This window comes from Gilliamella sp. LMG 34359 (genome assembly GCF_984569085.1).
Genome location: NZ_OZ474906.1, coordinates 3,276,513 through 3,289,395 on the forward strand (window position 1 = coordinate 3,276,513; position 12,883 = coordinate 3,289,395).

Consider the following 12,883-nt stretch of genomic DNA (forward strand, 5'->3'; position numbering starts at 1 on the left):
TAATAAAAGATAAAAGACTTATATAAAGTAATGTAGAAAATAGATCAAATTGAAATTGAGTAAAATTTAAATATAAGTCATAACTAATTGAGAAAAAATTAACAATTAACACGATTAAAATTAAACTAATTGATATTTTTTTCATAATTAACACCTCACTTTAAATTTTACTCTACTAACTATAGAACTCAGGTAACAATCGAAAATCGCTTTGTATTATTATATTTCAGACTTAATAATCACTTTTAAAACTGACTGTTTAGGATCTGTTGATAAATCTATTGCTTCGCTTAATTTATCTAATGGAAATACATGCGTTATCATCTCATCAGTATTGAGTTTTCTTTTTTCAAGAAGATCCAATGCCTCTGGAAACTCATAAGGTGTAACTGAATATGTGCCAATTATTGAGATTTCATCTTTGAAGAAACGACTTGCATCAAGGGTTACTAATTTATTTTTATCAAAACCAGAAAATACAATTATTCGACCAGCTCTTCTTACCATATTAACGGCATCAGAAACTAAAGAGGAGACGCCAGCAGCTATAACAATTACATCTACACCTTGTCCATTAGTTATCTGATTTACTTCACTAATAATATCTTTTTCGGTTATATTAATTGCATAATCACAGCCAACTTTAAGTGCTTTTTGTAATTTATATTCTGACATATCACTAACAATAACTTTATTAGCTCCTTTTATTTTTGCCAATTGAGCATGTAATATTCCTATCGTCCCTGCCCCCATAATGAGTACACTATCATCTGGCCTAATATCAGCTTGTTTTAAGCCGTGCAAACAACAAGCAATAGGTTCAATCAATGTCGCTTCTTCATCGGTTACATTATCTGAAACTTTATGAGTGAGATGCTTTAAATGTAATTCAGGAATACGAATAAATTCAGCAAAACCACCGGGATCGATATTATTTGTTCTAAATTGCTCACAAATTGTATAATGGCCTTTGTTACAATAATGACATGTAAAGCAAGGTACATGTATTGCTGTGATTACTCTATCACCTAACTGGTAATTATTGATATTTTTGCCCTTTTTTACGATTTGACCTACAACCTCATGACCAAGAACAGTAGGTTTAGTTACCGAATCCCCCCTTATTTTTTGTATATCCGTTCCACATAAACCACATGCAAGCATTTTAATTAATACTTCATTATCAGAAATTTCGGGAGTAGGAAGATCTTCGGTTCTAAGATCATTTTTTTTATAACATACAGATGCTTTCATCTTAATTATCCTTTTTTAATTTAAACTCTAAACTGGTCTTAAACTCAAAAAATGGTTGGTAATAATCGGCAAATATTTGATGATAATATTCCGTCATTTTAGGATTAGGTATATAGCGGGCTATTGGGTTGTCAAATTGAATATGCGCATTTTTATCTAGATAATGATTTTCATACCCAGCTAACATTACACCACCTTTACAAACCGCTTCTTTAATATTACAAGATAGTATTTCTCTACCAAGAATATCTGCTTTGAGCTGTAACCAAAGTGGATTTTTAGCTGCGGCACCAATTACTTTTATAATAGGGTGATGAGTTACCGTTAATTGCTCAATAGTTATAAGTGTATTTTTTAATTCAAAGCATAATCCTTGAAAAATACCTAATAAAATATCAGCTAAAGTCGTGTTTTCACCAAAACCATACCACAATCCTTTCGAGTCAATATTTCGTTTCGGCGGACCACTTCCGCGTAGGTGTGGTATAAATATATTCAGACTATTTTTAATATAATTTATGTCGTCAAGTTTGTTTAAAAGTGATTCAATTAATAAATCAAAATTTTCATCGGTTACCGAAAAAGTGCGCTTGAACCATTCTATGCTATATCCAGCAGAAGGAAGTGATGCATAAAGGGTGTATAAATCATCTTTAACATATTTGCCAAACGATAACTGACTAGTTAAAAACGATTTATTGAAATTTACTTTTTCAAGTAATAAAAGGAGTCCTTCAGTTGTACCTGTTGAGTTTAGAATTTCACCAGGTTTTAATTCAGCAGCAATTGAACCACACATGTGATCATGTCCACCTATAGCAACAAAAATAGGCTGATTACAATTCAGTTTAGTGGATATAGTTGATGTTAACACTTCTATATTTTTGCCAGATTGAGTAAAATCAGCAAATAGATGGTTGATAGCAAAAGCCGATTGAATTTTTTCAGACCAACAATGATTTTTTAAATCATAAGCAAGCGTTCGCGAAGCTAATGAACACTCTGCTCGCTTTTGATTTGTTAATTTATATGCAATATATTCCGCAATACATAACCATTTAACTTGTTGCAAATTGATATTACAGTTTTCTCTAATCCATAAAATTTTAGTCAAACTATAATTACTATGAATAGGAATACCAGTTATAGAATAAAGTTCTTCATCAGAAAATTTCTGATTAATATCTGCTAAATTTTTCTGTGTTCGAGTGTCATACCAAGTGATACAAGGACCAACAACCTCACCTTCTTGATTGATAAGTACACCTGACTCACCAACACTTGCAATTACGATATTTTTGACTTTTTCTGCATATGAAAGAGAGTTTATGATTTGAATAAGCCCCTGTTCCAATTGACTATATAATGCTGTAATATCAAAGTCATAACCATATTTGCTATTAATTTTTGGTGTCGCAAAAGAGTAGCTATCAATCAATTTTAATGATAGCAATTCAAAAACGCATAACTTACAATTTGTTGTACCAATATCAATGCCGATTGAGTACATATGAACCTCCTTATTTACTTTTATTTTAATTATCATACTTAAACAAACCCAAAGCGCCCTCAAATAAAATTCTATTTATTCATAAAGTTATTTTTTTGGTAACCAATTTTTTGATAGTTTTATCCTTATCTAGATAACAGTAGCTATCAGATTATTTCATTTCATAAATAGGGTTAATTATATTGAGCGCGCTCTTTTTTCTAGGTTATATCCCATGTTTTTTTAGTATGACGATATAAAAGGAAGCAAGTAATAAAGATAATTGGAATTAATGCTAAGGCGATATAGTTTCCTTCAAACACTTTTACTGCCCAAAAGCGGTACGGATTACCACCATCTAAGAGGCTTGAAAATTCACCATCAGTTTTAACCGGAAAATTAATACTTCTTGCAATATTAGTAATAATTGGCGCTACTGAAGATGCAACATAAAGATTCACAATTAAGCAAGGTATACCAATTATAAATGATCTAACAATATTACCTCGGCAAGCTAATACTACCATCGAAATAGGCACCCAAATATTGGTTAAATCACCTAAAGGTAATAATCGATTTCCAGGTAAAACAATTGATAAAATTAATCCTACAGGGATAAGTAACAACGCAGTAGATAATACAGATGGGTGTCCAACAGCAACTGCAATATCTAAACCTATATAGAGATTTTTTCTATTAGGGAATTTTTTATTTAAAAATTGCTTAACGGCATCAGATAAAGGTAGTAAACCTTCCATCAATAATTTGACCATTCTTGGCATAATTAACATCACAGCACCTAAATTAATGGCTAGATTTAAAATACCTTTAATATCATAACCAGCAGCAATACCAATTGTGGCACCGATAACAAAACCAATCATCATTGGCTCACCAAAAATACCAAATCTTTTTTGAATGGTTTCAGGATCGGCATGTAATTTCTGTAATCCCGGAATTTTATTTAAAATAAGATTACCTAAAACACCAATAGGAAAGAAAATCACAGATGATAGCGTCGGTAGTGAAATACCCGGAAGCTCAAAATATTTTTGAATCATCGGCGCACACCAATCTGCCAGAACGAAGGTAATTACAGCTGTTACTCCAGCGATAATTAATCCATACATAAAACTACCAGTACTGCTATACACTAAAGCTCCAACAAAAGTAAAGTGCCAGAAATTCCATAAATCAATATCAACTGTTTTAGTCCAGTTGAGTGTTAACATCACAATATTGATGATAATCGTCATAGGAATAACAAATGGAGCAATTGGCGATGCCCATGCAATTGCAGCTAATGGTGGCCAACCAAGATCAATAACAGGTAAATGAATTCCAGCATGTTCAACTAAATCAGTTGTTGCACTACCAAGACTGGTGCCTAATAAATCGAAAATAACAAAAATACCGACAAATCCCATCCCTATCGTTAAAGATGAACGAATTGCCCTACCGAGTTTAACACCTAAGCAAATCGCCATAAGAAATATCACAACAGGTAACATCACTGTAGGCCCGAAACCTAATATGTATTGAACAATTTCAAGTAATTTATCAGCCATGATCAATCTCCTTTTAGGATCCTAACGATTTCTTCTAAAACGTCCTCTTCCCCTATAGTTGTAATCAATGGTACACCATTAATAATCGGTGTTTTCTCCAAATTATAAGAAACTTTAGATGTCACAATGATTAAATCAGCCATTCCATCTTGAGATTGCACGGTTGCAACATCAGATTGAATATTTTCAACTTCAATACCATGTTGCGCGCAATAATTTTTAACTTTTTCTGTAGCAATAGTTGAAGTGGCAATACCACTAGTACAGGCAAAAATAACTCTTTTTTTCATAATACATCTCCTTATTTCAAAATATCTTTTAAGATATTTTTGATTTCAATTTTGTTATTACTTTCAACTATTTTTTGCAAGATCGAATCATTGCCAAATGATGATGCCAATTTCATCAAAAAAGTTAAATGCGTGTCTGATTCCTTAAGTAATAGTCCAAAAACTATGTTGATAGACAAGTCTTCATCAGTTTCGGCATTTTTGAAAATAATTCCTTTTTTACTGGTTAAGATAAACATGCCATTTTTTCTAACAAATTCACAATCTACATGCGGCATGGCAACATTTAGCGTTTTCAATTTAAATCCTGTTGGATGGTTGTTTTCCCTTTGAATAACTTTTTCTAAATATTGTTCGGTCACATAATTATTTTTTAATAATTCATGACTTATAAATTTAAACATCTCTTCACGACTTGCGAATTCTTGGTTTAAAAATATAATATTGTCATCCAATTGCTCTAATTCCATAATTACCACCTATACTGTTATTTTATCGATGGATGTTTAATAAATTCATAGATAGGATTTTGTTATAAACAACTTGTTGAACATCACCTTTTGCTTTAAGCAAAACTTTAATCAGATTGTATTCATTATTATTAGCAACATATTGTTTACCAATTGAACTAATATAAGCTCTGCGTAGATCGCCACCTATATTGAGTTTAACTACGTTGTATTGGCTAATTTTTTGTAAAGTTTTATCATCTATTCCCGAACCACCATGAATAACAAGCGATACCGGCGAAATTTCAGAGAGTTTACCTAACAGATCAAAATCAATTTTTGGCTGTTGTTCAAACCCATGGACATTACCAACAGAAACAGCTAAAGTTGCACATCCTGTTCTTTTGACAAATTCTTGAACTTGATTAGGATCGGTTTTGCGATCTGCTTCATTAACTTCATCATCTTCTTTTCCGGTTATTGCTCCTAATTCAGCTTCGACAGGAATATTGTATCCGCCACAAAAGTCGACAACTTTTTTCGTCAATTGAATATTTTCTTCAAAAGGCAAGTGAGAACCATCAATCATAATTGAAGTGAAGCCGGCTTCAACTGCTTGTTTAACATCTTCAAAGGTTTTTCCATGATCTAAATGTAAACAAAATGGTGTTTTCATCGTACTAGCTCGATTTCGTACCATATCAACAATATATTTGTAGCCAGATAACACAATGTTTGTTGGTGCAATTTGAACCATACTTGGAATATTACTTTCCTCAATTGCATCTAATATGGCTAATGTTGTTTCCAAATTTGTCGTATTAAATGCTCCCGCTAAAGTTTTCTGTTTTTTAGCTTCACCTATTAAAGTATACCCATTGACTAATGCCATAACTTACTCCTACTTTCGTCTTAGTGTTGTCCCCAAGTAGTTAACATTTGACTTTAACCAGACATTTCCAAATTCGATTGGATGACCATCATCAAAGAAAACTAATTGTTCTAAATGAAGAACTGGAGATATATCACTAATATTTAATATATCTGCCCGTTCTTTGCCTACCACTCGAGCTGAATAACGACATTCCGAGTGATCAATTTTCTTTTGAGTAATCCGCTCTAATTCATTAAATAAACTATGTTTTGTAAAATCGACATGTTCTATTTCAGGACATAAAGACAAATTGATTCTATTTTCAATAAACATAATTTTTTCGCCATTAACACTTCGTACTCGTTCCATATAAAAAATATTAGAATTAACTGGGATTTGTAATTTGCCGCTAATATATTCATTGGCTTTCTCAACTCGTTTGGTAATCACTTCTGTTGTGAATTTAACATGTTGCATTTCTAGTGATTCTGCAAATGACTGTAAACCATAACCTAATTGATAAGATATATTTTCAGCTTTCACATAAGTCCCTTTACCTTGAATCTGTTCCAAGACTGATTCATTAATAAGTAATTCAACCGCTTTTCTAACCGTGCCACGACTAACAGAGAGAATATTCATAATTTCATTTTCAGAAGGAATTCTATCTCCAGACTTTAAATCTTTTCGATATATCTGATTTCTGATCCATTCTTTCACTTGTACATACAGTGGTGTGCTAGAAAATTTATTTATATGCATTTGTTACCTCAAATATTGGTTAAGTTAAATATACATCCATAGACAACCATGTACAACTATATACATCTATGAATTATTAAAATTGTGAGAAGTATCACAATTTTATATCTTATGGTTGTCTGTTGAACTTGGATAAATTAAGGTTTTTTCTATAATTCTTATTCAATAAGAACATGTAATTATTGAAGAAATAATGTGATCTTGCAATTAAAATGTAGTGGTTAAATTTATTAATGAAATATTTATAACTTAAAATCGCAAGTTATAAATCCAACTATGATTAATCATTAATTTAAAAATAACTATTGTTAAAAACTACCACTAGATAAAGCTTTGTTGTTTATTTTAATAGGGTTGATGGATTTACTTTAATGGGGATAATGTTTAAGATAACTTAATTTTTTGATCTATCTTAGGACGACAAAATTTGAATAACTTTGCAAAAATTATTGAAATTGAACGTGGCAACATGAAATTTGCCTACGTTGAAAACGATGAAATCAATTATCTAGACCTTTTTGACCAATTTTTGGCAGAAGAAGGCCATCATGAATTACTCGATCCAAGTGATAGAATTGAGCGATATACCTATTTAATCGATCACGGTCAAAGCAAATTCATTTTTAAAATTGATGGCGGAGTTGAACACCGCTTAGAGCGTCGTTTGATTGCCAAACTTACTGGTGATTTTTATTTCAATTTAATTCATAAGTTAGCCAAAATCGCTTTAGACAAATGTGATATTGCTTATGAACTTTATCTGGTTGCATTTGATAAAGTGACTAAACGCCATTATATGATTTTCAATTTTATTGAAGGCCGCTCTTTAAAATGGGAAGAGATGAAAACCTATGGTGAACAGATAAAAGACTGCATTGAGAAGTTACATAGCTATAATTTGGTTTCTAACGATGTTCATGGTGGTAATTTTATTTTAACACCTGAAGGTAAAATCAAAGCTATCGACTTAACCAACTCTGGTTTCATTTGGCTAACTAAAGCTAATGATGCCATCGAATTACGCGAACGTTTTGGTATTAAGATAAAAGTACCGGTTATGGCAATGGCCATTAAAAAATTCACTCACGGGTTTAAACGATTATCTCGAAAAATTCGTGGCAAAGAGGATTAATAATGAAAACGAGAGAAGGACAAACTTCTCTCGTTTTCCTGCAAAACCATAATTAATCTAATGTAATAAATAGTCTGTTTTTTGATAGTTTAAAATATTTAAACCCTTCTCTTCTAAATACTAGTAAATCCTTGTATAACCATATAGAATTAAACTAATCTAACGAATAGGGATGAGTTATGAGAAAGTTAATTGGTTTTACTGTACTAGTCACGTTGTTAACTAGTTGTGCTTCTCACAAAATGCTGTCAATCTATCAAACACAAGGTGTGGAGATCGCGCAAAACTCTTCGGGTGAAGATATTATAAATAAATACAGCACTTCTCGTCCTATTACCTTACTTCGTTCTTCATTATCACTCTGTATAGCACAAGAACTTGATAATAGCCCAGTAGTTTTGAACAGTGAAAACTATTTAGGTTCTGCATGGTGGCCGTATTATAATATGCCAACCCAACAAGCAATTACTATCAATGGTGGAGAAACCATCAAATTAGTTGAAGGCAATAACATTGTTGCCAATGCTGTTACTAGTTATCAGTCTCAATCTAAATATTTTGTCAGTTATACTTTAACTACAACCCGCAATGCCAATAATATCCGTTATTTATTTAGCAATATCAAACAAGCTCAGCAGAATACTGGATCTTTTAGCAATGAGGGTTTTGAAAATGTAAAAACCATAGAAAGAGTCCACCCAGATTTAGTTATTGAAGCGCTTAATAACGAAGTCGATAAAATTCAAGCCTGCTTATTACGTTAATAAAATCCCGCTTCTCAATAAAAAATTGAGAAACGTTTTTTAAATCTAGAGCTCGTATGAAATTTTATTAACTTTTAAATCTGAGTAAAATTTTATTATGTTACTTATCTAATATTAGATATTAAGTAAGAGCGTTTATCCATAAACCATAAAAAATAACCATCAAAAAAATCCTTTTTTATTATTGTTTCCATTTACTCGCTTTTCACCAAATGGTATCGGTCATTTTTGCTAAAAAGACTTTTGGAAAATTAATCAACTGATAACTGATAAAGCAAATTTATTTGAGTCATCAATTTCTAACTTTGAAAGACTATACAGAATGCAGTTGGAACTAGATATATTTATGGTAATTCTTTAAAGATTAATGCTGATGGTACGTATATCTCAAAATACTTTAATAATTTGGGTAACTCTTGCTTTATCGGTTTTGAAGGAACATTTGAGAAAATTAATGAAACACGTCTAAGACTAAAAATTGATTTATTCACACAAAGGGAGCTTTAAAAAATTACCAACAGATAGCGGATAAAACCCTTCGAAATTTAGGTATTTTTAAAATTATACCGACTATAAATGGCAATCAATTCATTGAATCAAATGACAATGGCAAAACGCGACATGAATAAAAATTAGAGTGTTGTTTAATCAATTTCCAATACTGAAACAAAATTTTATATTGTTTAATTGTTTATTAATCCTATCAAGTGTGAAAACACTAACTCCATATTACTGATAATGGTAGTGGAAGAATTGAGAAAGTATTGCTCAATAAGCTTTGTTAGATTAGTTAAACTTATTTATAAAGGGAAGCAAAAGTATGAAAAAATTTTTCATATCACGGATCCCCCTAAGAACTTTCACAGAAAATCCCTTTTTAGAATAATTTTACTGTCAGCATACTACTATCTAAAAGATACACTAATATTCAGATGAAACTAAATGAATTTACAATATTTCGTTAATTTATAAGTGTGAATCTATTTTTTATTATGGAGCTATTAATGAAACAAATAATATCAGATTAAATAAAAAGTTACTCATTGATAGACCTGAATAAGGTTAGTGATTTTTGCTTATTTTACATTAAAAATTTAACATAGTATTGATTATCATTCTTGATGGTATATTATCACTATCTTTACAATTTAATAAAATCTTTCTAAAACTATGAAACTTAAATTAATCACATCATTACTCATTAGTGTTTGTAGCATCAATTATGTGCAAGCCGTCAATCAAGAGATATCCTCAGATCTAGCCTTACCTTTTAATCATGTTAATGACCGTTACTTCTTAACAAATACTAGTACCGCGCCAGTAACGATTAATGCCAACAATGGGTTAACCGTTAATAGTGAAGGTTCTTTTCATCTTGGTTTTGGTGGTAAAACAGCAACGCAATCACCTTCACTTTCTAAAGGTGATATCAATATGAATATATTAGGGAATTTTCAAATTTATAATGATACATGGATAGGAAAATTCGATACTAAATTTTTTACCCAATACTTAGGTTTACATGAAGATTTTCCATTTGATCCTATTGATCATGATATCAACGTTCATGTTACAGGCGATATTAATGTCGAGTTGAGTGCCGATAAAAAAAGAGGCGGACTGATGATATTAGCTGGTAATGTCATGAGAACTGGTCAAAATACCTCAGGAGAAACCACTGTGACCGTAGATGGTGATACTAACATTCGTAGTGGCGATAACCATCTAGCAGGTACCGCATCAGCACCAGCTCGCTTAACTACTCGTACATTTAATCTAACAGGTGGTGACATTGAAATTATTGGTGCTAGAACGGTATTAGCAACAACCAATGATGATAAAAACCGATCTTCTGTTTTAATTGGTAAAACGGGAAAAATGATTGTGATGCGTGAAGGTACTGTTGATGTCAGTCATGGTGGTAATTTTGATGTGGTTGATCAAGCTATTTTAAGTGCGAGCCGAGGTAATGGATATATTAAACTTGCCTCTGACGGGCAATTAAATGTTGGTAAAAATGCTACATTAGAATCATCAAAAGGTTCTTTGTTTATAAGTGATCAAACGAACAATACCTCACAGCTAAATGTTGATGGCACCATAAGTTTTGGTGTCGCTGATAATAAACAACCCAATATAATAAAGGGTGATAAGATTAATGTATCATCAATAGCTCGATTTTCTGCTACTGATGATTTTTTATTAAAAAGCTTACAATATACGTCGACTGATTTAAATGCCGTCGTATTATCAGCAAATAACAGCTTAAAAATTGCCAATATAAACGAATCTGAAACTAAAGCACTTATTCAAAATATCTATGGTGATTTAAATTTCAAGCAATCCGGTAACGATTTAATTTTTGTTAATGCAAGTAATGTGACCAATTTTGCTGATTCCCAAAATGCCAAAGCCGCGGCAACAAGGCAAATTTCGCGTTATTATCAGCAAATCGGCACCAATTCAAAAAATGTCGCTAAACATTTTGCTGAAAATTTAAGTAAAGTAGCTTATGAGTCATTATATAATCCAACTCAAAATGGAAATACAAGCTCAGATAAATCAAAAGCAGGTGATCTGAACTGGCAAATTTTAAGTAATATAGCCAGAGGTAATTTAGCCGTTGAATCGAATGGTACTTCGTTTAATTTTAATCGAAATATAGCTGGGCTTTATAATAATAATCATGGTTTACATTTAACCGAAATAGCCCTTAATTCTGTTAATTATACTAAAGCAACTTTAGATAAAAGAATTCGCCGATTTAATCAATCACAAAATATGGATAACGAGTTATGGATAAATCTCACGCGTTATCACGAAAATACTAACAGTAATCATGGCATTTCAGGATATAAATATTCATCTAATGGCTTTATTATGGGATTTGATAAAGCTATAAAATGAAGTGACCCCCAATAGTTGGACAACCAATTACTGAGGGTCTTTTTATGTCAAAATATAGTCGAGATTTAAAAATTATCATAGCTAATGAATTCTTATCAGGAGAATCATCGAAAATTCTTTCAAAAAAATATGCGATATCTTCTCGTCAGATTCGATATTGGTCCCAAGTGGTTGCGATTCATGGTGATAACGCCTTTCAACCAACACCTCATTTACGTCATGCCGAAGCAAGATTACAAGCATTAAAATTAATGTGGACAAATAATTGGTCTCTCGGGCACACTAGTGCTATGCTTAATTTAAGTTCCCCCGGTCTTCTATTTGTTTGGCTTGATAGATATCATAAAAAAGGTTTCCGAGGGCTTGAATATCGTTCCAGAGGAAGACCCTGTATGAAGCGAACCCGTATTGAACCAACTCACAGTGATGACGAAAAAACAATTGAAGAATTAAAAGAGGAAATTGCTTATCTACGAGCAGAAAATGCTGTTCTAAAAAAGTTCGAAGAGCTGAAGCAAGCAAAACGTCAACAAACAAAGAAAAAACGTTAGTTGTTTTAGCTCTTAAATATCAGTATTCCTTAAAACATTTGCTATCAGCAACAAAACTGGCAAAAAGTGTTTTTTATTATCATGTTAATAGGTTGAAAATGCCGTCTGCTTATGAAAATGAGTTAAAACGTATAGAATCGATTTACCATGAACATAAAGGGCGTTATGGATATCGGCGAATTCATTTAGCGTTGATAAATGAAGGAATTAAGCTCAATCATAAAACAGTACAACGATTAATGGTTCAGCTTAATCTCAAATCGACAGTAAGACCTAAAAAATATCGTTCTTATCGTGGAGAGACTGGTAAAACAGCCGCTAATTATCTTAAAAGAGATTTTGAATCATCGAGACCGAATGAAAAATGGGTAACGGATGTCACAGAATTTAAGGTAAATGAACAGAAAATTTACCTATCGCCCATTATCGATTTATATAATCAAGAAGTAATCGCTTATAAAGTGGCTAAAAATGCACGTTTGACCTTGGTGACAGATATGCTTAAAAAAGGGATATCACGATTAAAACAGTGTGAAAAACCGTTACTACATAGTGACCAAGGCTGGCAATATAGAAATCGCCATTATCAGAAGCTACTGGCTAATAATGGCATCAAACAAAGTATGTCCAGAAAGGGAAATTGTTTAGATAATGCGGTAGCTGAAAACTTTTTTGGTCTATTAAAATCAGAAATGTACCATGGACAATGCTTTAAAGATGCAGATGAATTGATTGAAAAAATAGAAGAATATATAGAATACTACAACACCAAACGGATTAAAGCCAAATTAAAAGGCCTGACTCCGGTTGAATTTCGAAATCAGGCCTTACAAGCCGCTTAAT

General features: G+C 31.9%; 12 protein-coding genes. 5 read left to right on the plus strand and 7 right to left on the minus strand.

Annotated elements, in window-relative coordinates; genetic code table 11:
• Positions 1-219: 219 nt before the first annotated feature.
• The 7 genes from AC5LXV_RS14965 to AC5LXV_RS14995 form a co-directional block, all read right to left on the minus strand.
• Positions 220-1,254, minus strand: a complete 1,035-nt coding sequence (locus tag AC5LXV_RS14965) for a zinc-dependent dehydrogenase (protein WP_493466912.1) — start codon at positions 1,252-1,254, stop codon at positions 220-222.
• 1 nt (position 1,255) lies between these two features.
• Positions 1,256-2,764: an FGGY-family carbohydrate kinase gene (locus AC5LXV_RS14970; RefSeq protein ID WP_493466913.1), complete on the minus strand. Its 1,509-nt coding sequence runs from the start codon at positions 2,762-2,764 to the stop codon at positions 1,256-1,258.
• A gap of 200 nt (positions 2,765-2,964) precedes the next feature.
• Positions 2,965-4,311, minus strand: coding sequence for a PTS galactitol transporter subunit IIC (locus AC5LXV_RS14975; protein ID WP_110422715.1), 1,347 nt, complete (start codon positions 4,309-4,311; stop codon positions 2,965-2,967).
• Positions 4,312-4,313: 2 nt separating this feature from the next.
• A complete protein-coding gene (locus tag AC5LXV_RS14980) occupies positions 4,314-4,601 on the minus strand; it encodes a PTS sugar transporter subunit IIB (RefSeq protein WP_493442767.1) in 288 nt (95 codons plus the stop codon).
• Positions 4,602-4,612: 11 nt separating this feature from the next.
• The gene (locus tag AC5LXV_RS14985) at positions 4,613-5,071 is read right to left on the minus strand and encodes a PTS sugar transporter subunit IIA (protein ID WP_493445318.1); all 459 of its coding nucleotides are present in this window, start codon (positions 5,069-5,071) and stop codon (positions 4,613-4,615) included.
• Between the two features lie 22 nt (positions 5,072-5,093).
• A complete protein-coding gene (locus tag AC5LXV_RS14990; RefSeq protein WP_110432709.1) occupies positions 5,094-5,942 on the minus strand; it encodes a class II aldolase in 849 nt (282 codons plus the stop codon).
• 9 nt (positions 5,943-5,951) lie between these two features.
• Positions 5,952-6,686, minus strand: a complete 735-nt coding sequence (locus AC5LXV_RS14995) for a GntR family transcriptional regulator (RefSeq protein WP_493466914.1) — start codon at positions 6,684-6,686, stop codon at positions 5,952-5,954.
• 427 nt (positions 6,687-7,113) lie between these two features.
• Between AC5LXV_RS14995 and AC5LXV_RS15000 the strand changes: the two genes are divergently transcribed.
• The 5 genes from AC5LXV_RS15000 (at position 7,114) to AC5LXV_RS15020 (ending at position 12,882) form a co-directional block, all read left to right on the plus strand.
• The gene (locus tag AC5LXV_RS15000; protein WP_086358188.1) at positions 7,114-7,818 is read left to right on the plus strand and encodes a lipopolysaccharide core heptose(II) kinase RfaY; all 705 of its coding nucleotides are present in this window, start codon (positions 7,114-7,116) and stop codon (positions 7,816-7,818) included.
• A 179-nt stretch (positions 7,819-7,997) separates the two neighbouring features.
• Complete coding sequence (locus tag AC5LXV_RS15005; RefSeq protein WP_110432706.1) at positions 7,998-8,582, plus strand: hypothetical protein; 585 nt, start codon at positions 7,998-8,000, stop codon at positions 8,580-8,582.
• Positions 8,583-9,752: 1,170 nt separating this feature from the next.
• Positions 9,753-11,489 (plus strand): hypothetical protein, encoded by a 1,737-nt coding sequence (locus AC5LXV_RS15010; RefSeq protein WP_493466915.1) that lies wholly within the window; start codon positions 9,753-9,755, stop codon positions 11,487-11,489.
• A 44-nt stretch (positions 11,490-11,533) separates the two neighbouring features.
• Positions 11,534-12,040, plus strand: a complete 507-nt coding sequence (locus AC5LXV_RS15015; RefSeq protein WP_493466441.1) for a helix-turn-helix domain-containing protein — start codon at positions 11,534-11,536, stop codon at positions 12,038-12,040.
• Positions 11,938-12,882: an IS3 family transposase gene (locus AC5LXV_RS15020; RefSeq protein WP_493467996.1), complete on the plus strand. Its 945-nt coding sequence runs from the start codon at positions 11,938-11,940 to the stop codon at positions 12,880-12,882. The genes AC5LXV_RS15015 and AC5LXV_RS15020 overlap by 103 nt, the downstream gene beginning before the upstream one ends.
• Position 12,883 lies beyond the last annotated feature (1 nt).